General features: G+C 34.8%; 21 protein-coding genes. 16 read left to right on the forward strand and 5 right to left on the reverse strand.

Translation table 11 applies throughout. The annotated features are described in order from the left end of the window. The first annotated feature begins 139 nt into the window (after positions 1–139). The 3 genes from PEPCATONIAE_RS06810 (at position 140) to PEPCATONIAE_RS06820 (ending at position 2740) form a co-directional block, all read left to right on the forward strand. On the forward strand, positions 140–1234 hold the full coding sequence (locus PEPCATONIAE_RS06810; protein WP_138160385.1) for a glycerol dehydrogenase: 1095 nt from the start codon (positions 140–142) through the stop codon (positions 1232–1234). A gap of 262 nt (positions 1235–1496) precedes the next feature. Continuing rightward, positions 1497–1988: a flavodoxin family protein gene (locus tag PEPCATONIAE_RS06815; protein WP_138160386.1), complete on the forward strand. Its 492-nt coding sequence runs from the start codon at positions 1497–1499 to the stop codon at positions 1986–1988. Then, the gene (locus PEPCATONIAE_RS06820) at positions 1985–2740 is read left to right on the forward strand and encodes a hypothetical protein (RefSeq protein WP_138160387.1); all 756 of its coding nucleotides are present in this window, start codon (positions 1985–1987) and stop codon (positions 2738–2740) included. The genes PEPCATONIAE_RS06815 and PEPCATONIAE_RS06820 overlap by 4 nt, the downstream gene beginning before the upstream one ends. A 55-nt stretch (positions 2741–2795) precedes the next feature. Here PEPCATONIAE_RS06820 and PEPCATONIAE_RS06825 read toward each other — a convergent pair whose 3' ends face one another. Beyond that, on the reverse strand, positions 2796–3782 hold the full coding sequence (locus PEPCATONIAE_RS06825) for a YeiH family protein (protein ID WP_138160388.1): 987 nt from the start codon (positions 3780–3782) through the stop codon (positions 2796–2798). A 206-nt stretch (positions 3783–3988) separates the two neighbouring features. Here PEPCATONIAE_RS06825 and PEPCATONIAE_RS06830 point away from each other — a divergent pair, with 206 nt between their 5' ends. The 5 genes from PEPCATONIAE_RS06830 (at position 3989) to PEPCATONIAE_RS06850 (ending at position 9667) form a co-directional block, all read left to right on the forward strand. Continuing rightward, positions 3989–7135 carry an S-layer homology domain-containing protein gene (locus PEPCATONIAE_RS06830; RefSeq protein WP_180339369.1) on the forward strand — a complete coding sequence of 1049 codons (3147 nt, stop codon included), beginning with the start codon at positions 3989–3991 and terminating at the stop codon, positions 7133–7135. Between the two features lie 238 nt (positions 7136–7373). Next, positions 7374–7853: an acyl-CoA thioesterase gene (locus PEPCATONIAE_RS06835; protein ID WP_138160390.1), complete on the forward strand. Its 480-nt coding sequence runs from the start codon at positions 7374–7376 to the stop codon at positions 7851–7853. 59 nt (positions 7854–7912) lie between these two features. Beyond that, positions 7913–8179 carry a hypothetical protein gene (locus PEPCATONIAE_RS06840; RefSeq protein ID WP_138160391.1) on the forward strand — a complete coding sequence of 89 codons (267 nt, stop codon included), beginning with the start codon at positions 7913–7915 and terminating at the stop codon, positions 8177–8179. Positions 8180–8207: 28 nt separating this feature from the next. Beyond that, positions 8208–8510, forward strand: a complete 303-nt coding sequence (locus PEPCATONIAE_RS06845; protein ID WP_138160392.1) for a DUF4298 domain-containing protein — start codon at positions 8208–8210, stop codon at positions 8508–8510. Positions 8511–8581: 71 nt separating this feature from the next. Beyond that, positions 8582–9667 carry an alpha/beta hydrolase family protein gene (locus tag PEPCATONIAE_RS06850; protein ID WP_138160393.1) on the forward strand — a complete coding sequence of 362 codons (1086 nt, stop codon included), beginning with the start codon at positions 8582–8584 and terminating at the stop codon, positions 9665–9667. A 51-nt stretch (positions 9668–9718) separates the two neighbouring features. On the opposite strand, the gene PEPCATONIAE_RS06855 is transcribed toward PEPCATONIAE_RS06850, so the two are convergent. Further along, positions 9719–10285, reverse strand: a complete 567-nt coding sequence (locus PEPCATONIAE_RS06855; protein WP_138160394.1) for a glycoside hydrolase family 73 protein — start codon at positions 10283–10285, stop codon at positions 9719–9721. After that, positions 10282–11592, reverse strand: coding sequence for an RNA polymerase factor sigma-54 (gene rpoN, locus PEPCATONIAE_RS06860; protein ID WP_138160396.1), 1311 nt, complete (start codon positions 11590–11592; stop codon positions 10282–10284). The genes PEPCATONIAE_RS06855 and rpoN overlap by 4 nt, the downstream gene beginning before the upstream one ends. Positions 11593–11689: 97 nt before the next feature. Between rpoN and PEPCATONIAE_RS06865 the strand changes: the two genes are divergently transcribed. From PEPCATONIAE_RS06865 to PEPCATONIAE_RS06880, 4 genes are all read left to right on the forward strand, one after another. Then, positions 11690–12631, forward strand: coding sequence for a HEPN family nuclease (locus PEPCATONIAE_RS06865; protein ID WP_138160398.1), 942 nt, complete (start codon positions 11690–11692; stop codon positions 12629–12631). A 106-nt stretch (positions 12632–12737) separates the two neighbouring features. Continuing rightward, on the forward strand, positions 12738–12980 hold the full coding sequence (locus tag PEPCATONIAE_RS06870; RefSeq protein WP_138160399.1) for a GlsB/YeaQ/YmgE family stress response membrane protein: 243 nt from the start codon (positions 12738–12740) through the stop codon (positions 12978–12980). Between the two features lie 113 nt (positions 12981–13093). Then, on the forward strand, positions 13094–14422 hold the full coding sequence (locus PEPCATONIAE_RS06875; protein ID WP_138160400.1) for a TrkH family potassium uptake protein: 1329 nt from the start codon (positions 13094–13096) through the stop codon (positions 14420–14422). Between the two features lie 2 nt (positions 14423–14424). After that, positions 14425–15075 (forward strand): potassium channel family protein, encoded by a 651-nt coding sequence (locus PEPCATONIAE_RS06880; RefSeq protein WP_138160401.1) that lies wholly within the window; start codon positions 14425–14427, stop codon positions 15073–15075. Positions 15076–15117: 42 nt separating this feature from the next. Here PEPCATONIAE_RS06880 and PEPCATONIAE_RS06885 read toward each other — a convergent pair whose 3' ends face one another. Further along, positions 15118–15369 (reverse strand): hypothetical protein, encoded by a 252-nt coding sequence (locus tag PEPCATONIAE_RS06885; RefSeq protein WP_138160402.1) that lies wholly within the window; start codon positions 15367–15369, stop codon positions 15118–15120. A gap of 84 nt (positions 15370–15453) precedes the next feature. On the opposite strand from PEPCATONIAE_RS06885, the gene PEPCATONIAE_RS06890 reads away from it, so the two are divergent. Together PEPCATONIAE_RS06890 and PEPCATONIAE_RS06895 are read left to right on the forward strand one after the other, a co-directional pair. Continuing rightward, positions 15454–16086 carry an aspartate/glutamate racemase family protein gene (locus tag PEPCATONIAE_RS06890; RefSeq protein WP_138160403.1) on the forward strand — a complete coding sequence of 211 codons (633 nt, stop codon included), beginning with the start codon at positions 15454–15456 and terminating at the stop codon, positions 16084–16086. Positions 16087–16182: 96 nt separating this feature from the next. Continuing rightward, positions 16183–16863 carry a phosphoribosylaminoimidazolesuccinocarboxamide synthase gene (locus PEPCATONIAE_RS06895; RefSeq protein WP_138160405.1) on the forward strand — a complete coding sequence of 227 codons (681 nt, stop codon included), beginning with the start codon at positions 16183–16185 and terminating at the stop codon, positions 16861–16863. Between the two features lie 342 nt (positions 16864–17205). Here PEPCATONIAE_RS06895 and PEPCATONIAE_RS06900 read toward each other — a convergent pair whose 3' ends face one another. Continuing rightward, positions 17206–18207, reverse strand: coding sequence for a threonine aldolase family protein (locus PEPCATONIAE_RS06900; RefSeq protein WP_138160406.1), 1002 nt, complete (start codon positions 18205–18207; stop codon positions 17206–17208). A 57-nt stretch (positions 18208–18264) separates the two neighbouring features. Between PEPCATONIAE_RS06900 and PEPCATONIAE_RS06905 the strand changes: the two genes are divergently transcribed. Then, positions 18265–19338 carry a pyridoxal phosphate-dependent aminotransferase gene (locus PEPCATONIAE_RS06905; RefSeq protein ID WP_138160408.1) on the forward strand — a complete coding sequence of 358 codons (1074 nt, stop codon included), beginning with the start codon at positions 18265–18267 and terminating at the stop codon, positions 19336–19338. A 127-nt stretch (positions 19339–19465) separates the two neighbouring features. Further along, complete coding sequence (locus PEPCATONIAE_RS06910) at positions 19466–20080, forward strand: TVP38/TMEM64 family protein (protein WP_218975528.1); 615 nt, start codon at positions 19466–19468, stop codon at positions 20078–20080. Positions 20081–20083: the final 3 nt, after the last annotated feature.

Raw genomic sequence — 20083 nt, forward strand, 5'->3', positions numbered from 1 at the left:
CTACTTAAGTCCGAGTTTTAATATATTTTGTTTTTAAATTTATTGCCATGGTTTTTTATAAGACTTACTCAAATATTTAATTATGGGTATATAAACATTAGGCTTATGCTGAATTTAATAAATATAAAGGAGATATATTATGAAATTGTTAAGAGCTATGCGTGAACCTCTAAAATATGTTCAAGGTAAGGATGCCCTACTTAAGTTCCATGAGGAAATGGGTTATATGGGCAAGAGATGGTTGTTTATATGTTCAAGAAGCGGTTACAAGGCATGCCATGATAAAATAGAAAAATCCTTTGAAGGAACAGATGACTTTAGACGTTATGAAGTATTCGGCGGCATTTCCAGCAAGGGAGAAATCGCCAAAATGAAAAAAATAGTTGAAGAGGACAAAATTGATGTTGTAGTAGCTGCAGGAGGCGGCTCCGCAGTGGACACCGCCAAGGCAACAGCTTACTACTGCAAGAAGCACATTGTAGTAATACCTACAGTAGTTGCAACTGATGCTCCTTGTACAGGTCTTTCTGTAATTTATAATGACGACGGAAGCTTTAATACTTACTTGTTCTACCCTACCAATCCTGATGCAGTTATAGTTGACAGTCAAGTTATAGCCAATGCACCGGTGGAATTTTTAATTTCAGGTATGGGGGATGCTTTAGGCACTTACTTTGAAGGTAGAGCCTCTATAAGAACTGAATCCCCAAGCTTGGAAGGTACAGGTATAACCCGTTCAGGCTTAGGACTTGCAAGATTATGCTATGACACCCTAAGAGCCTATGGATCACAAGCTATAAAGGCCTGTGAAAACCATGTAGTCACACCTGCTCTAGATGCAATTATAGAAGCCAATACTTATATGTCAGGTGTTGGAGCTGATAATGTAAACTGTGCGGCAGCCCACTCCTTTTATAACGGACTTACCTCACTGGGAGGACATAAGGCTTCCCATGGTTTCTGTGTAGCCTTCGGTACTCTTGTCCAATTGGTTTTGGAAGGTGTAGTCAAGGAAGAATTTGATGATGTTCAAGGCTTTTGTATAGAGGTAGGTCTTCCTATAACCCTAGAAGAGCTTGGAATAACTAAAGATGAGGAAATAAGAAAGATAGCTGAAAATGCCTGTGCGGAAGGAGAAACAATTCATAACCTTGCAGGAGATGTTACTCCAGATGAACTTTATGCTGCCATAATAGCAACTGATGCAATGGGAAAAGCTGTTTTAGGAAAGTAATTATATATTGAAAATTTTAGAATTATAAATTTTATAATTTGTAAAAGCTTAAATACCTGACAGAGCCTTTAAAGGTTTGTCAGGTATTTTAATTTCTATAAATAATTTTATTAAACTTAGATTTTACTTAAATAATAAATATTCTTTACTTGAATAAGCTTTAATATATATTGGTATCTTCTACAATTAATAAAGATTAAAATAATATAGGCAAGCTAGGTTACATATAAGGATTAAGCAATAGCTTAAAGGAGAAAAAGTTATGAAAATGATTATTCATGACCTGGGGGAAGAATTTAACAGCTCTTTATCATCTGAAGGATCTTCAGTCTTTTATGCCGATGGAAAATATGCTCCCTGTAAAGGTTGCTTTCATTGCTGGACCAAACATCCCGCCACCTGCGACTATAAAGATCGTCTACATGAAATAGCAACCTTTATCGGTCTTGCAGATGAGTTGATTATTATAAGCGAAAACTGCTATGGTAGCTACAGTCCTAAAATAAAGGCTGTACTTGATAGAGGTATTGGAACATCAACGCCCCTTTCGGCCTATATGGGAGGTCTTATGCACCACACCCTACGCTACGGGAAAAAGGATATAATGAAAGTTTACGTTTATGGAGATATAAGTGAAAAAGAAAGGGAAACTTGGAAGCTTTTAGCCCAATGTAATGCCACAAATGGAGGCTGGAAAAACTATAAATTAAATTTTATCTCCTCCTTTAAAGAATTGGAGGAGAAGGTCCTATGAAAAGCCTCTTAATAGATGTAAGCCCCAAGAAAAGACTTTCAGTTTCCGGCTTTCTTTTATCTTTTATAAAACTTTTTATTAAAGGAGAAAAGGAAAAGGTAAAACTACCGAAAAATGAAAAGTCCTACTCAGATATAATAGAAAAGATTAAGGATTTTGATAATATTATCTTCGCCATGCCTCTTTATGTTGACAGCGTCCCTTCACACCTGCTGCCCTTTTTAAAAAAATTGGAAGAAAATGCCAAGGACTTAAATCTTCATAGCAATGTATATGTTATAGCAAATAACGGATATATTGAAGGAAGACAAAATGAAGCCCTAATGCAGGTTATGGAAAATTTTTGTCTGGCAAGCGGACTTTCCTGGAAAGGGGGTTTGGGAATTGGCGGCGGCGTTATGCTTAATGTAATAAGAATTTTAATTCCTATTCAATTTATTATTATGCTAATTAATATAGCCGCAGCCACAGCTGTCAAGGGGCAGCCTGAATATAGGGATACTGTTTTAAACTTTCTTTCACAAGTTCTTGTAGACTTCCTTTTATCAATAGCTATTATATACTTTACGATTAAACTGGCTCATTGTATTAACAAAGGCAAAAGTTTTAACAAACACTACACCAGAATACTCTTGCCTTCCCTTATTTTTATTCTGCTGGCAGATGTGTTTTTTATTATAATCTCTATCTTTAAAGGCGGAATCTTCCGAGGATGGCTATCAAGAAAAAAACCTACAAATCCCTTAAATTAAAAGTATATGAATTATACTGTCCTTATATTAAATTTGACTCAATATTTAAAGTTACTTAAATAATGCCTATAAGATGCTGAACAAAAATACTTGTTAAAGTAATCATTATCCAACAGACAAGGCCGACAAAAATTGCCGATCCCCCTGTTTTAATAAGCTTTACAATGTCAGTTTTAAAGCCTATAGCAGCCATTGCCATGGTAATAAAGAATTTAGATAAGGTCTTAAGATTAGTAACAAGGGCTTCAGGCAAAGGAAGAACCGTTGTAATAATAGAAGCAAGGACAAATAAAAGAATAAAAGACGGAACTAAAGAGTAAACCTTTAAATCTTTTTTGCCTTTGTTTTTCCCTTCATAAATAGATAAAGCCAAGCTTATGGGAATAATGGCGAGAGTCCTTGTCAACTTAACAACAGTTGCAAGACTTAAAGTGTCCGATCCGTGAACCGCATCCCAGGAAGATGCCGCAGCGGTAACAGAAGACGTATCGTTAATTGCAGTACCTGCAAAAAGTCCGAAGCCTTCATTGGAAAAACCCAACCACTCTCCTAGACTTGGAAAAATAAGAGCCGCCAAAACGTTAAAAAGAAAAATAACTGAAATAGACTTAGCCACATCTTCATCGTCTGCATTAATAATAGGAGCCGTTGCTGCAATTGCTGAACCTCCGCAAATTGAAGAGCCCACTCCTACAAGGATACCGATTTTTCTATCAAGCTTTAGAGCCTTGGTTAGAATATAGGATGTAATTAAGGAAATTGAAATAGTTGAAACAATAACAGGTAAAGACTGTTTCCCGCTTTCAATAATATGATTAAGGTTCATGGAAAAACCTAAAAGTATAACTGCATATTGTAAAATCTTCTTGCTGCTAAAGGCAATGCCTTCATTGGCCCAGGTAAGTTTTGAAACAGGTTTTGCCAAAAGCATACCTATTAAAACTGCAAAAACAGCACCACCTACTACGGGAAATCTGCCACCTAAAAAGCTTGCTACAAGAGCAAGGATAAAGCACAGACTAAGTCCCTTTAATTTATTCATAAGTCGTCCTCCTTAATTGATCTTAAAATGAATACGGTTTTAATTATAAACCAAAATCAAAAAAGAAAACAAGGAGGATATCTTACTTATAATTTTCTTAAAAATTCCAAAAAGTAAAGTTTTTTAACACTCATATCCTTTCCTAAAGATTTGTGATAAAATTTCCTTGAGTAAAATATTTAAAATCTTATAAGGAGGTAATGAGAATGGAGCGATTTAAATCTATTTTTGCCTTGACGGCACTTATAGGAATTTTCCTTTTCCCTATAAGGGCTGTGGCTGAGGCTGAACCGGCAAAAATCGAAAATCCCAATCATTTTTTAATGGAGAATCCCATTGATAAAGAGATAAGTGAAAAAGGTCAGGTAAATAGTCACGAAATTGTGACACCTAATAATAAAGAAAGTGAAAATAAGGTTGAGAAGCCTGTAAATGAGGAAATAGAGGTTTTAAACCCCTATAAGCTTGAGGAGGCTCCCTTAAAGGTCCCCACACCTGTAAGAGGTGGTGATAAAGCATTTACAGTTACCAAACGTCCTTTAGGCGATACAGGTGATGGAACCTTAGTCGGTGAATATGATACCCTTTATGATGCTGTGGATAATTGCCCACAGGATGATTTGTCCAATGAGTATATAATTACCTTAAATAAGGACTGGACTATTCCGGCGGATGAACATTGCTATGGAAGGTCAAATACAAATATGATTTTGCGTTCAGCCCCGGGACAACAATATACCTTAACAAGAGAGGGCAATAGAGATTTCATAGATTTACATAAGAAAATGAACTTGCGAACTGAAAATATTATTTTAGACGGCCATAGTGACGGACAATTTACACTTTTAGCCGACGAGTCTATTCTGACTTTAGGAAAGGGTACAGTTGTCCAAAACTGTGTTGGTACGCCTAACTATGACGGCCCGGCAATTCTTATGCAAGATACTTCCACTCTTAATATTGAAGATGACGTAATTATTCAAAATAATACATCTAATCAAGCTGGAGGAGCAATTCAGGCTCAATCCGGCACTACAGTTAATATTTCAGGAGGAAGCTTTAAAAACAACTCCACCACTACATCTGACGGGGGTTTTCTTGCGGCCTATGGAAACTTGAATATTACAGGTGGAGCCTTTGAAAATAACAGTGCAGCTAAAACTTCAGGAGCTATTCTTATAGGCTCAAATTCTGTAGCAAATATAGAAAATGCAACTTTTAAAAATAATAAGGCCTCTACAGGCGGAGCAATTTACGCTATGAGTGAGCCTACTATTAAAAGGTCCACTTTTACTGCTAACGAAGCTAACTGGGGCGGAGGAATTTTTGCCGCTAAGAACCTTTCTTTAGATGGTGTAACCTTTGCAAATAACTCTGTATCTAAACAAGGCGGTGCTTTATACCTAAGTGCAGGGGCTACTATTAATAATTCTAGCTTTACAGAAAATACTTCAGCTAAGCAAGGCGGAGGTATTTATCTTACTAAAGGTAATTTAACTTTAAGTAATTCAACCTTTAGTAAAAACGATTCAGAAAACGGCGGCGGTGCTATTTTTATAGTTCCTGACAGCAATAGCATATCTAAAGTATCAGAAAGCGAATTTACAGATAACACAGGACTTTTCGGTGGAGGAATTTATCTTGGAAGAAATTCCAAGCTTGAAGTTGAAAGGTCAAAATTTAAAAATAATGAAGCCGCATACGGCGCCGGTATTTCCAGTGCGGCATCAGCTGAAGGTATAGATACAAGCCTTACAAACATAAACATAAATTCAAGTGAATTTGCAGAAAATAAGGCACTTTTAGGAGCAGGGCTTTTTACAGCCTTCCCTACAGAAATAAATGAAACAACTTTTAGCAAAAACTACAGCGATGTTCACCCTAGCGACATTCAAGACAATCCTCATGAATCGGGCTGCGGTGGAGCTTTATATGTAATGGATCAAAAAACTCTTATTAAAAAATCATCCTTTATTGAAAACAGTGCCTTCGGTTCAGGAGGAGCAATTTGCATAAACGGAGTAAAAAGAGATAAAACCAGCGGTGAAGTAACAGAAATAAAACCTGATGCTATGGTGAAAATTTCAGACAACACCGAGTTTAAATCAAATAGGGTTAAAGTGGGTCAAGGCGGAGCTATTTATGCTGCCCCCTATGAGTATGCTTATAAAATTACAGACAAAGATGCTTATAAAAAACTTATTACAGACGACACGACACTTTTTGTCGACAACAGCTCAGGTGAAGGCTTATTTAATCCTCCTACTAACTTTGAGGATTTTACAAATCTTAAATATAGCGACAAGTCTGATGTAATTCATGAGATTTTAACTAGAAAGAGCCTTTTAAACAACTACGATGTAAATTACAAAAGTGATAGCAGTCTTATTATTTATGACGCAAATGGCGGAAACTTTGAGGACGGCTCCAATAAAAAGACTGAAGAATATAAAATCGGCGAAGAAATTAAAATTATTAATGGCCCTACAAGACCGGGATACAAATTTCTTTACTGGGAAAGTCCTCAATATAACCCTGGAGATTCCTATACTGTAGCAGAAAATCACATTTTTACAGCTAAATGGGAAAAGCTTCCCGATAAGCCTGATAAACCTGTTGAACCTGAAAGACCTGAACACGAAGGCTTTGCAGTTGGATCCTTGTGGGTAAAATCTAATAACCCTTCAGAAATTAAAACTTCTGAGATTCACAAGGCCTATATTAAAGGTTATCCTGACGGAAGAGTTATGCCTCAAGGCAATATGACAAGGGCTGAAGCTGTAGCTGTTATAACTCGCTTGGAAGGATACAGTTTAAATAACGAAGACGCTACTACCTTCTCAGATACTAAAGCCGAAGCTTGGTACAACAAGTATATAAATGCAGCCTTTGCCAAGGGTATTTTAGTTGAAAAGGCTGGAGAAGCTTTTAGACCTGATGAACCTATTACAAGAGCTGAACTTGCAAGACTTATTGCACCTTTGGATAAGAAAAACACTTTAGTTGCACCTTTTGCCGATGTTAAGGGACACCTATATGAAGATGCCATTAACCAGGCTTATGGAAATAATCGTATAGAAGGCTATCCTGACGGAAGCTTCCGTCCTGATGAGTCTATTACAAGATCTGAGGTTGCTACAATGCTTAACCGCTTCTACAGTCGCAAGGCTGATGCAAAAAGCTTTGACAGTGTAAAAAATATAGAAATTTTAAAAGACTTTACAGATTTGCAAAAAGATCACTGGGCTTACTATGAAATTATGGAAGCTGCAAACTCCCACGAGTATATTCGTCGTGAAGAAAAAAGCCTTGTGGAAAATTGGCTTTACCTATTAGGAGATATGGTTAATTAAGTTTGTTTAACTAAAAATTATTAATTTTAAACTTTACATTTAATAATTAAATATACACCTTACAGGGCAGACTATATTTATCACCTCGCTAAGCGGGGTGATTTTTTTACCCTTAGGACTTGCTAAGGTTAATTAAAATTAAAGGTTCAAGGGTATGATATAATAGCACTATGTGAGAAAAGGAGCTTAAAAAATTAATATATTGATTTTATTAATCTAATAAGAAAGGATTTAAAGAATGAAAAATAATAAAATTGCAATTCAAGACACCTATGGAGAAAGATTTCAATATTGTTGGGGCTGCGGTCCTAAAAACGAAGAAGGTATGCACTTAAAGTCTTACCCATCTGAAAGCGGTGAGGAATGTATATGTAAGGTTGTACCTGAAAGCAAGTTTACAGGAGGAGTGCCTGCAAATCTTTTCGGCGGAATGATTGCCATGATCTTCGACTGCCACGGAACAGCTTCAGCAGCTTGGTTTAAGCATAGGGACAAGGGCCTTGACTATAATGAAGATACGGTAATAGGCCGTTTTATTACTGCAAGACTTGAAGTGGACTTTAAAAAGCCCGTACCTATGGACAAGGAAGTAACTGTTGTAGCAAGGGCTGAGGAAATTGGTGAAAGAAAGGTTATCCTTACTATGGAAATGGAGGCTGAAGGCGAAATCCGTGCCAAGGCTAAAATGGTCGCTGTAGGTGTAAAGGATAATATGTAGAATCTTTTAAGGATATATTTTAAAAATTCTTTAGGCAATAAGTATAAATGAGGTAAAGGATGAAGGAAAACATAGGCAAAAAACTGTTTATTTTAGGTTTTAGCATTTTTATACTGTCATTGATTCTTCCCGAAAAATTTCTGACAGGTTTTACCAATATTAAGCCTATAGGGCTAAGCAGCTTATTTATCTGTCCTTTAATAGGTCTTGTAGGTCTTATATTTGCAATAAAAGAAGGCAAAACCCTATGGGGAATATTAAATTTGATTTTGATTTTATTATTTCCCCTATCTATGTCCTTAGGCTACCTTTTACTTGGTGCCTAGGTCATTAATTTTAAAAAAGGAGAAGACTATGGACTACGAGTATCTTAATAAGTACGATGACATTTATGAGGACCACAAAAAGGTTTTGGCGGATTTAAAGAAGGCTTTAGAGGCCTTTAAAGATCATCAAAGGGAATATAAGGACCTGGTTTCCTATTACTATAGTGAAAGCTTCAGCAAGGACTTGGACAAGTCCAACAAAGGCGAAATCCCTGATAATGTAAAGCAGGCTATTTTAACTGAGGATGCAATTTATGACCTTATGGGAGACAACTATTACATGAGTCTTGAGCTTTTGGATTTGGCAAACGAAATTATCCAGGACAGATAGCATAAAGGTTTAACTTCTTTAAAGGGCTGTTTCCTCTAGCGACTAATAGCAAATTAAATCTCGGAGGGCCTATGTATTATATATTTTTACTTTTGGCAATAATATCTCTTTGCCTTATGATAAATTTTATTGTAAAGAAAATGGAGCCTACCTATAAAAAGGCATTAGGTATTTTATTATCTTTTGCCCTTACCCTTGTATTTCTATATCTTTTTGTCTTCCCTCCTTACGGAAGGATTAAATCTGACTTTAAGGACCTGGTTGAAACAAAGCTTATATTTATTAAACATCCTACAAATTATAGGAATTATGAAACTGAAGAGGGATTAAGGGAAATTCCCCTTAGGGTCTGGTTTCCTAAGGATAAAAAAGAGGATAAGTTGCCTGTTTTTATCTTTTCCCATGGAGCCTTCGGTGTTGACAGATCTAATGAGATTCTTTTTGAAGACTTGGCAGCAAAGGGCTATGTGGTTATAAGTATGTCCCACCCTTATCAAAGCTTTTCAACTAAGCTTTCAAATGGTAAATCTCTAAGGGTAAATAAAGATTTTATCTCACAGCTTATGAAAAATAATAGCGGCTTAACCTATCCTCAAAGGCTTGAAAGCTTTAGGAAATGGACGGGAATACGTCTTGAAGATATGAATTTTCTTATAGATGAGATTTTAGACAGGAACCTTCCGGAAAATTTATCTGAAATTATAGACAGGGACAGGATATTTCTCGGCGGCCACTCACTAGGTGGATCCGTGGCTCTTGAAATAGGAAGAAAAAGGTATGATGTGGTTAGGGCTGTAGTTTCCCTGGAGGCTCCCTTTTTCGGTGATATAGCTTCTGCAGATGAAAAGAGCTTTAGCTTTGTTAAGGAGGACTATCCTCTTCCGGTGCTGCACTTCTATTCAGACTCTCTCTGGTATAGGCTCACTGATCTTAAAGGCAGTGAATATAATACAAATTTAAAGCTTTTAGATGCTGATCCTAATAAATATATAAATATTCACATTAAAGGAGCCGGCCACTTAGGGCTTACAGATTTAAGGATTCTTTCACCTTTTATAACAAGCCTTGTAGACGGAAATAAAAATACTGCAGACTATAAGGATGTCCTTGAAAAAATAAATTCTGAAACTTTAAAATTTCTCAACCTTTATAGATAAAAAGCTATGGATACAAAGTCCATAGCTTTTATTTTAAGGAAAGATTCCCTTTTAATTTATCATTTCTTCATCAAGCTTATAAAGCTCATATTTTTCTATAATTGAAATTATTTTATCTGCATAGGAGGGATCTGTTGCATAGCCTCCATCCTGCAAGGCTCTACAGGCCTCCTTATAGTCCCTTGCCTCCCTTACTTTCTCATACCTTTGAGCTTCTGTTATAAGTCTTCCATAGTCGGTAAAGCTTTCGGCTTTTGATTTATAGACCCTGAAGCTTTCACTTAGGATTTTTTCCTCCTGGTCTATATACTCCACTGTATCTAATTTGACCCCGTTTTTTGACTTGGACTTAATACCGAAGTAATTGTTGTAGTCCTTACTTAGCTTAGAGGAGCCGAAGGAGCTTTCAAGGGCTGACTGAGCAAGAATAACTGATGGCAGAAGGTTAAAGCTTCTTGCGGTTTTAAAGGCTATTACTTTAGTTTCTGAAAGGTAGGACTCTTTAAAGTCTTCGGATTTATTTTCTCCGTCGGATTTAAAGACAACTATAAAAATAATTATTATAAATATAAAGCCGCTAAAGAAGAAAAATAAATTGTTTTTTTCTTTTTTTCTCATTTTAATCTCCTACGGGATGCCGAGGGTATTCCCAACTCATCTCTATACTTGGCAACGGTCCTTCTTTTTATATCTATTCCTAGCTTATTCAGCTTATCGGTTATTTTTTGGTCTGATAAGGGATTTTTTACATCTTCTTTTTTTATTATATTTAATATTTCCCTTTCTACAAGGTCCTTTGATACATAACCATCTTTAGCTGTTAAGGGTCTGTTAAAAAAGCTTTTTAAGGAGTAGGTACCTCTTTGACACTGAAGGTACTTGTTTTTTGTTACCCTTGATACTGTAGATTCTGAAATTCCAAGGCTAGTTGACAAATCCTTTAAAACCATAGGTTCAAGTGATCCATTGTAAATAAAAAACTTCCTTTGCCTTTTAACTATTTCTTCAACTACAGATTCTATGGTTTTTCTTCTTCTTTTTACTGCATCTATAATAAAAAGAGTTCTTTTTAGTTTTTCGTTAATATAGTCATAGGTTTCTCCATCTATGTCTGATTTAAGCATATGGGCATAATAGGTATTTATGTGAATATTTGAGGAAAGATCTTCTATTTCTATATTTATATTTTCTCCTTGGACCTCTATAAAAATTTCAGGCAGTATATAGTCTATACCTTTTTCACTTTCGAAACCTGAGGCCGGTCTTGGCCTAAGTTTTTTTATTCTGTTTAGGCTTTCCTCTACCTCATAAGGCTCCAGCTCTAAAGCCTTTGCAATTTTTTGAATTCTCCCCTTTGAAAGGTCCTCTAAGTGATTCTCTATAATTTTTTTAGAGATATTGTCCTTATCTATTTGCAGAAGCAGACACTCTTTAAGGTTTCTCGCTCCTACTCCCTTAGGCTCAAGGGTCCATATAATTTTTAGACAATAGTAGACAAAATGAGTTTGAGTATTTAAAATAATTGCAGCCTCGTTTAAACTGATTTTTAAATAGCCATCATCTCCAATATTTCCTATTAAAAATTTTACAGTTTCATATTCTTCTTTTCTCAAATCTAAAAGCCCGGCTTGTTCATAAAGATAATCCCTTAGGGTCTTGGATTTTGTATTGTAATCTCCCAAGTCATCCCTTTCTTCATCGTCCTTTGATGGAGCTATATTGTATCTTGATTTTGTCAACCTTGATAGATTAAAGTCATATAAATCCCGTGAAACTCTTTCATATTCCATAAGAACATTGTCCTGACTTTCTTCAGTTAAAAATTTTTCAAGCTCAATAAGATTTAAGCCGGTCATTTCTATAGAAGTGATTAAATCATTTGTAAGGTTAAGTTTTTGGGAAAGATTTAAGTTTAATTTAAGCATTCTATCACCTTAAGTTAATTATATCATAGGCAATTTAATAAGCTTTTAAGCATTTGAAAAAAATCTCTCTTTTGATATTATTAAATTGGAGGTATTTATGATTACAAACAAATTTGAATTGGAAAAGTGCGAGGATAAAATTCCATACAGTATTATACACAATCCTATACCTTTAGAAATGGGACCGGATCTGTCACGTGCCATAGAGTATCTTCTTTGGTATGTACCTGATATATCTTCAATTCAGTCTAAGGACAATGAAATGGTATCCAACTACCTTTATGACGAATTCACCTTTGAAGAAATTGCCAGGTATATGAATATTGGTGATAAGGATGTTCTTTTTACAGAAAATATTCCAAAGGAAATAGAAGATTTTTACAAGGGATCTATCTGTCCTCACGAACAAAAGCTTGTTATTACAAGGGGACAAAGTGAAACCAAAACCTCCTCTACTCTAAGACATATAAGAAATGCCATTGCCCATGGAAGCTTTACAGTAGTGGAGAATCTTTTAATAGGCTTTGATTATAAGGTAAACCAAAGCGGCAAGGAGGAATGTAAGGCTATTTTTAAAATAAAGCCTGAAAACCTTTTAAAGGCTCTGGAAAACTTGGACACTGAGCTGACTACTGAAAAGCTTGTTAAAAGAGCCTTGGAAAATTGCGGATACAAGGTTGAGCATTGGACTGTGTCTGAAGATGCTGAAAGGGATTTTGACTTATCTGCCCAAAAGGACGGCAGAAGGTATGCCATAGAAATCAGAAAATCCGGATCTGAATTTAATACCAAGGACAACTTCCTGGATCATTTACATATAGAGAAGCTGGTATCTCTTTTTGAAGGTCTTTCCCGAGTAAATCCTATTCTTATAATTAACGAAGGGCTATTGTCTGAGTTCAGTAAGGACTACCTTCTGGATCATTCGGTAATTATTATGGACCCTAAGAACATTAAAAAGCTTCTTGCAGGTAGAGATATACTTGGAGAAATAGTAAGGGACAACAGAATTAAAAAAGTTAAAAAAAATGAAGATTAAGCTTTTAATCTGCTTATAAAAAATTATTTTTCTCATAAATGTGTTTTAAAGCTCATTTTTTGGTATATATGAATTGTAAGTAAAATATATTTTATGGGAGGAAATTATGATAGGAGCTATTATAGTAGGAGCATTGGCAGGTTGGATAGCAAGTATGATTATGAAAAGAAATGATCAAATGGGCGGACTGGCAAATATTATTGTCGGCCTAATTGGCGGAGTTATAGGTAATTTTGTTATGTCTTCTCTAGGTTTTCAATTGGGAGAGGGCTTTGTAAATTCTCTTGCAACAGGTGTTATAGGAGCAGTAATTTTACTTGCAATTTATGGTGCCGTTACCAAAAAATAAATTTTAAAAATTTATTGCCCTTTGTTTTAAACAAAGGGTCTTTTTATTTTAAGAAAAGAGTACTATAATAACTCAAGTGTAATAACTATATAAATTTATTTAATGAGGATATTATGATTAGAAAATTAAAAAAGAATCCGCCTCTTACAGTTTGCCTCTCATTTTTCGCCTTAATACTTTTAGGAGCGATTTTATTAAATCTTCCTATTTCAAGCTCTAACGGCGAGAGTGTCGGCTTTTTAAATGCACTTTTTACATCTGCATCAGCATCATGTGTTACAGGGCTTATAGTTGTAAATACTGCGACTAAATGGACAGCCTTCGGCAAATTTATAATTGTAGCTTTAATTCAAATCGGCGGACTTGGAACTATGGTATTTTTATCATTGATTGCCATGGCTTTTAACAAAAAAATAGGAATTCAGGAAAGGAGTATTATAAAAGAGCAAACCGGTGCTGAAACAAATAAGGGAATTATCAGACTGGTAATTTATATTATTAAATTCAGTTTAACAGTTGAATTAATAGGGGCGATTTTACTTTCAATAAAATTTATCCCTGACTTCGGCCTTTCTAAGGGGATTTTATTTTCTCTTTTCCATTCAGTTTCAGCCTTTTGTAATGCAGGCTTTGACCTTACAGGAAATTCTCTTATTAATTATACTTCTGATTTTACGATAAATATTACTATTTCCCTTTTAATAATTTTTGGTGGACTGGGTTTTACAGTTTTTATTGATATTTATAGAAAAAGAAATTTTAAAAACTTGACTCTTCACTCAAAAGTGGTTATTTCAACTACTGCAATATTACTTTTAACGGGCAGTCTCGCATTTTTTATAATTGAACACAATGGTGCCTCTATGGAGGGTTTAAGTCTTAAGGGTAAAATTTTATCTTCCTTTTTCATGTCCGTTACATCAAGAACTGCCGGCTTTAATTCAATTGACATTGGAAAAATGAAGGAGGGCTCCCTAATTGTAACTATTATACTTATGTTTATAGGCGCCTCCCCTGCATCAACAGGTGGAGGAATTAAAACGACGACTTTCGGAGTTTTGTTGTTTTCAACAATTTCCTTTCTTAGAGGAGATAAGGAAACGGAAATATTTCACAAGTCAATATCCCATGATACACTTTTAAAAAGTTTATCTATATTTTCCCTGGGAAGCGGACTGGTAATATTTTCATCCCTTTTCATTACAATTCTTGAACAAGGAAAGTTTCTATACTTGGACATGCTTTATGAAATTGTATCAGCTCTTGGAACTGTTGGAGTTAGCAGGGGAATTACTGAAAGCCTAAGCCCTCTTTCAAAATTAATTTTAATAATGCTTATGTACATAGGCAGAGTTGGAGCGGCGACTTTAGGTATAGGAATTTTAAATAGAAGTAAGAAAAAACACACGAGATATTCTCAAGGAAAAATTATAGTGGGGTAATTATGAAGACATTTATTGTATTCGGCTGTGGTAGATTCGGTTCTACCGTTGCCACAAGGTTATATGATTTAAAAAATGATGTTGTAGTTGTAGACTCAGATCAGGAAAAAATCGATTTGATTTCAGGAAATGTAACAGAAGCGATTATATGCGATCTTGAAGATGAAAAGGCCATTGAAGAGCTTGCCCTTAATAATTATGATGTAGCGGTAGTTGCCATTGGAGAAAATTTAGAGGCTGCAATAATGTCAGTCCTTACATCAAAGGAAGCGGGAATTAAAAAAATTATAGCAAAAGCACCCTCCTATAAATTCGGTAAAATTTTATTAAAATGCGGTGCAGATAAAATTGTTTTTCCTGAAAGGGAAATGGGATACAGACTTGCAAATAATCTGTCAAATGATAATTTATTAGATCCCAACGAAATTTCTAAAGGTTACAGTATTTATGACTTTAAATCTACTCCCGTAATGAATGGAAAGGAAATACGTGAGCTTAAACTTAGAGAAGATTATAATTTTAATGTTCTCATGGTAAAGAGAAATGGAGAAAATATAGTAAACCCCAAAGCTTCCTTTAAAATAAAAGAGGATGATATTTTAAGTGTTTTAGGATCAGATAAAGATATTAAAAGGTTCACAGAAGAAAATTAAAATAGGGCTACAGATTTTTGTAGCCTTATTTTTATACTTTTCCTAGTCTTCAACCTTCCACATCATAAGCTTTTCTAAATAATTATCTCCAAGAATTGACTCAATTTGATCCTCGTCCATGCCTCCAAGGTCATCTTTAAAGCTCTCCTTACCTTTCTTTAAGGAGTCAGTAGATTCATTAGAGGGCTCATAGTCTTCGTATAGCCTTTCAACTAAGGCATAGACCATATCATAGTCATAATCTGAAAGAGTGCTTAACATTTTGTCCAACTCTTTTTTTCTTTCTAAGTCCATACTATCACCTTAAAGAATAATAACATAGATTAGCCCCTTTGATAATAGACAAGTTCAGTGTTAAAATTATAAGGAGGTGATAATTTGAAGGTAGCGGTATTTGCAGGAACAAAAAAAGATACTGAAATGGGTGTTAATATTCTTAAAAATATAGGAATAGAGGCCTTATCCTTTCCCTTTTCCAAAAATCCCAAGGAACAAACAGCTATGCAGTACTATTCAAAGGAGGAATTGGAAGATCTTTTTATAGAGAAGGTAGAAGAAGCAAAAGAAATGGGTGGAGAGAAAATCTTTGTCTACTGCAATTCTCTAAACTCTGCAGTGGACTGTGAAAAATTATCCCGGCTTTTAAATATTAAGATTATCACGCCTCTTGAAGCCTACAAAAACTTGCCTATAGGCACTAAAAAGGTTCTTATTCTTGCAGCTAATGCCCTATCAGCCTACCGGGTGGATAAAATTATCAGGGAGTCATCTGAAATAGAAACTATATCAATGGGCATGCTGGAGTTAGTTGAAGCAATAGAAAAAGGCCTTGCTCCTGAAAAAATCATTAAGGACCTAAAGCTTAAAGACCTGCTTTCTTATGGGGAATCTATAAAGGTAGACAGCCTTATTTTAGCTTGTACTCACTTTCCCTATATAAGGGAAGAACTCGAGAGCTTCTCTAAGCTTAAAATTATAGATCCTAAGGACTATATGATTAAAAGCCTTTAAAATTTTAAAAAATTTAAAAAATTTAAAAATTTTTGTTTCAAGATAAAAATTTAGTAGTATAATAGCAAATGTATTTTTAATTTATAGGGGGTAAATATGGAATTAATTAACAAAGGAAAAACAAAAAATGTTTACAAGTTGGAAAATGGAAACATTCTACTTGAATTTAAAGATGATGTAACAGGCAAGGACGGAGTATTTGATCCCGGTGAAAACCAAGTAGGACTTACTCTTGAAGGCTCAGGAGCAGCAGCTCTTGCACTTACTACTTTCTTCTTTGAAAAATTCAAGGAAAAGGGAATACCTACCCACTATGTTTCTTCAAACCCCGAAAAAAAGACTATGGAAGTTTTAGCTGCTAAAACCTTCGGACAAGGTTTGGAATTTATTTGCAGATACAAGGCTGTAGGAAGCTTTTTCAGAAGATACCACAAGTATTGTGAAGAAGGTCAAGACCTTAAGGGATTTGTAGAGGTAACCTTAAAGGACGATGCTGCAGGAGATCCTCCTATTACCAAGGACGGCCTTATTCTTTTAAATCTTATGACGGCAGAAGAATACGAAACCCTTACAAAGCTTACTAAGGAAATTTCAGATGTAATTAAAGATATCTTAGCTGAAAAAGGATTGGATCTTTACGATCTTAAATTGGAATTCGGCAGAGATAAGGAGGGAAATATTATGCTTATAGATGAAGTTTCCGGTGGAAACATGAGAATCTATAAGGGTAACCAATATATAGAGCCTCTTTCACTACCTGATCTTCTATTAAAATAAAATCTTTTAAATTAAAGGCGACCTGACTATACAGGTCGCTTATTTTTTTCTTAATAGTAAAGATAAGGGTAAATATATAAGCTCTGGAAAATAAGGCTAAGTAAAATATTTATCTTAATATAAAAGCTTATAGTAACATAAAAAGAAAAAACTTTTCTTACGGAAGAAATTGCAAAGAATTTAGGCGGAAAAATCTGTTAAAAATCCCAATGTTTGAGCATAGCGAGTTTGGGATTTTAGGATTTTTCCGTTATAAATTCTCCAATTTCTGAAGTAGAATAGGATTTTTTCTTTTTATATACTTCTTTTTATATAAATAGTTTAATTATCTTAGCCTATACTTTAAATATGCTTTACTAAATCATCTATTTCAGACCTTTCGCTTCTGTAACTTGTAACAAATCTTATTATTTTTTCATCCTTATTGTAGTTTGATACCTCAAAGGAGGAGTTTTCTCTTAATTTTTCTATTTTAGCTTCAGGATAAATAATAAATATTTGATTGCTTTCAGGTTTTTTATAAAATTTAACTCCTGCTTCTTTTAGCTTTTTGGCTAAATGCCTGCCTGATTCATAGGCTTTTTGTCCCAAATCATAGTAAAGCCCGTCTTCAAAAAGAGCTTCAAATTGTGCCCCTAAAATAAATCCCTTTGCCATTACAGCTCCTCTTTGCTTCATATACCTTCTAAGTCCGTCCATAAGGTCATCAGCTACAACTACCAGGGCTTCTCCGTACATGGCTCCGTTTTTGGTTCCTCCCAGGGTGAAAATGTCGCAAAGTTCAGGAAGCTGACTCACCTTAATATCAGATGCTGCAAGACCTACAGCCATTCTCGCTCCGTCTATATAAAGATAAATTCCATAGTCAAGACACAAATCATATATTTCTTTTATTTCCTTATAGGTGTAAACAGTACCTAATTCAGTAGTTTGAGAAAGGTAAATAAGCTTGGGTAAAACTGTATGTTCCTCAGTAAGATCTCTAATTTTATTTTCTATAAGGCTCGGATTAAGTTTACCGTCATCACTATCTATAGTTTCAAGCTTTTTCCCACAGGCTTCAATGGAGCCTGCCTCATGGGCGTTAATGTGTCCAGTCTTTGCTGAAATTATTCCCTCATAGGGCATAAGGTTTGAGGTAACGGCAATAATATTTGCCATGGTGCCTCCACCTACAAATTGAATTTCAACATCTCTATTAAGGTCCCTTCTTATGTATTCCTTAGCCCTTAAACTGTAGTCGTCATATCCGTAGCCGGGAGTTCCTTTAATTTTAATTTCAGATATCTTTTTTAAAACCCTTTCGTGACATAAATCATTGTAATCATTTAAAAATATATTCATTCTATCCCTCCAATGCTATAATAATTATACTATATGGTCAGGGAAAGGAAGATAAAAATGAAAAATAAACATGGAGCCAATATTTTTGAAATTTCAAGGGACTATGGTCTTGCCCTTAAAGATATAGCCGACTTCTCCTCTAATATAAATCCTATGGGAGCAAGCCCTAAGGCAAAACTGAAGGTAAAAGATAATATAGATCTGGTATCAGCCTACCCTGACACTGATTATATAGACTTAAAAAATGCAATTTCAAACTACTCAGGAGCAAGAAAAGAAGATATTTTACTTTTTACAGGTACTACTGAAGGTCTTATAGAATATATAAGACTTATAAATCCCAAAAACTCTCTGGTTTTCGCTCCAAGCTACTCTGAGTATGAACATGAACTTAAAAAAATAAAATCAACAATCCATTACTACTATCTTAAAGAGGAAGAGGGCTTTAGAGTTGATGTTAATAGGCTTATTAAACAAATTAAAGATAATAAGATTGACCTTTTAGTATTTTCAAATCCATCAAATCCAACAGGCACAGCCCTTGAAAAAAATGACATTGAAAAAATCCTTAAGCAAACCGATACTCACCTTTTAGTAGATGAAACCTATGTGGAGTTTACCGACACTAAAAAATTCTCCTCAGTTGAGCTTACAAAAACCTATCCTAATCTCTTTACCCTTAGGGGAACAAGTAAATTTTTCGCCATGCCGGGTATTAGGCTGGGATATGGTATAATCTCCTCAGAGCCTATAAAATCATCTATAGAGACTAATGAGATGCTTTGGAATATAAATATTTTTGCAGACCTTATGGGACAGGCTTCCTTTGCCGACAGAGACTTTATTAAAAGCGTTGAAGATTTTGTCTCTGCAGAAAGGTCCTTTATAAAAAAAGAGCTTGATAAAATAGATGAAATTAAGTCCTATGACTTTTACGGAAATTTTATTTTATCTAAGATTTTAAATGAATCTACTGCAAAGGAACTTAGAAACAGCCTTTTGCCTTATGGTCTTGTAATAAGAGACTGCTCAAATTTTAAAGGTCTTGGTGAAAAGTATTTCAGGTTTTGTATTCTTGATAAAAAATCAAACAGAAGGCTTATTGAAAAGATCGCAGAATATTTTGCTTAAATTTTTTAAAGACTAAGAAATTTTTACAAAATTTTTATTTAATCAACACATAATTTTAAGAAATTTTTAACTTAAACTTGTTATTCTATCTTTATAATATTAAATACAAAATAAAGTGGTGAGACTTTTGTTAAAACTTAATCCTCGTCAGGTTAAAATCTTTTTGAATATTGTAACTGTAATATCGACTGTACTTTGTTTAGCCTTTATTGTATATGGCCTTAAAACGGACCTATTCACATCTGAGGAGAAGCTTAAAAATTTTCTTATGATTTTTGGCAGCTTCGGTCCCCTTATTCTTATAAGCATACAGGCCTTACAGGTGGTCTTTCCTGCTGTTCCCTTAGGCGTGGGGCTTTTAGTAAGCGTGTTTTTATTTGGACCCTTTAAAGGCTTTATCTATAACTATATAGGTGTTTGCATTGGATCTATAATGGCCTTTTTAATAGCTAAAAAATATGGAATTCCTGTACTGGAACTTATTTTCCCTAAGAGACTTTTAAAAAAATATAGTGCCATGGGAAAGAGCAAAAAGTTTATTTCCTTTTTCGCCCTTGCTATATTTTTCCCCATTGCCCCAGACGACTTTCTTTGCTATTTGGCAGGTACAACTGAAATGCACCTTAAAACCTTTGTTCCCATAATTATTTTCGGCAAACCTCTTTCAATAGCTTGTTATACCTTTGGCCTTAAATATATATTAATGAAATTTGCACCCTTTGTGGCGGCTTTTGCATCCTAGGAG

The sequence above is a fragment of the Peptoniphilus catoniae genome (assembly GCF_901447155.2).
GTDB classification, from domain to species: domain Bacteria; phylum Bacillota; class Clostridia; order Tissierellales; family Peptoniphilaceae; genus Peptoniphilus_E; species Peptoniphilus_E catoniae.

Coding starts and splice junctions, on each gene's coding strand:
- PEPCATONIAE_RS06810 (WP_138160385.1), top strand. CDS start 140: ATGAAATTGTTAAGAGCTATGCGTGAACCTCTAAAATATGTTCAAGGT.
- PEPCATONIAE_RS06815 (WP_138160386.1), top strand. CDS start 1,497: ATGAAAATGATTATTCATGACCTGGGGGAAGAATTTAACAGCTCTTTA.
- PEPCATONIAE_RS06820 (WP_138160387.1), top strand. CDS start 1,985: ATGAAAAGCCTCTTAATAGATGTAAGCCCCAAGAAAAGACTTTCAGTT.
- PEPCATONIAE_RS06825 (WP_138160388.1), bottom strand. CDS start 3,782: ATGAATAAATTAAAGGGACTTAGTCTGTGCTTTATCCTTGCTCTTGTA.
- PEPCATONIAE_RS06830 (WP_180339369.1), top strand. CDS start 3,989: ATGGAGCGATTTAAATCTATTTTTGCCTTGACGGCACTTATAGGAATT.
- PEPCATONIAE_RS06835 (WP_138160390.1), top strand. CDS start 7,374: ATGAAAAATAATAAAATTGCAATTCAAGACACCTATGGAGAAAGATTT.
- PEPCATONIAE_RS06840 (WP_138160391.1), top strand. CDS start 7,913: ATGAAGGAAAACATAGGCAAAAAACTGTTTATTTTAGGTTTTAGCATT.
- PEPCATONIAE_RS06845 (WP_138160392.1), top strand. CDS start 8,208: ATGGACTACGAGTATCTTAATAAGTACGATGACATTTATGAGGACCAC.
- PEPCATONIAE_RS06850 (WP_138160393.1), top strand. CDS start 8,582: ATGTATTATATATTTTTACTTTTGGCAATAATATCTCTTTGCCTTATG.
- PEPCATONIAE_RS06855 (WP_138160394.1), bottom strand. CDS start 10,285: ATGAGAAAAAAAGAAAAAAACAATTTATTTTTCTTCTTTAGCGGCTTT.
- rpoN (WP_138160396.1), bottom strand. CDS start 11,592: ATGCTTAAATTAAACTTAAATCTTTCCCAAAAACTTAACCTTACAAAT.
- PEPCATONIAE_RS06865 (WP_138160398.1), top strand. CDS start 11,690: ATGATTACAAACAAATTTGAATTGGAAAAGTGCGAGGATAAAATTCCA.
- PEPCATONIAE_RS06870 (WP_138160399.1), top strand. CDS start 12,738: ATGATAGGAGCTATTATAGTAGGAGCATTGGCAGGTTGGATAGCAAGT.
- PEPCATONIAE_RS06875 (WP_138160400.1), top strand. CDS start 13,094: ATGATTAGAAAATTAAAAAAGAATCCGCCTCTTACAGTTTGCCTCTCA.
- PEPCATONIAE_RS06880 (WP_138160401.1), top strand. CDS start 14,425: ATGAAGACATTTATTGTATTCGGCTGTGGTAGATTCGGTTCTACCGTT.
- PEPCATONIAE_RS06885 (WP_138160402.1), bottom strand. CDS start 15,369: ATGGACTTAGAAAGAAAAAAAGAGTTGGACAAAATGTTAAGCACTCTT.
- PEPCATONIAE_RS06895 (WP_138160405.1), top strand. CDS start 16,183: ATGGAATTAATTAACAAAGGAAAAACAAAAAATGTTTACAAGTTGGAA.
- PEPCATONIAE_RS06900 (WP_138160406.1), bottom strand. CDS start 18,207: ATGAATATATTTTTAAATGATTACAATGATTTATGTCACGAAAGGGTT.
- PEPCATONIAE_RS06905 (WP_138160408.1), top strand. CDS start 18,265: ATGAAAAATAAACATGGAGCCAATATTTTTGAAATTTCAAGGGACTAT.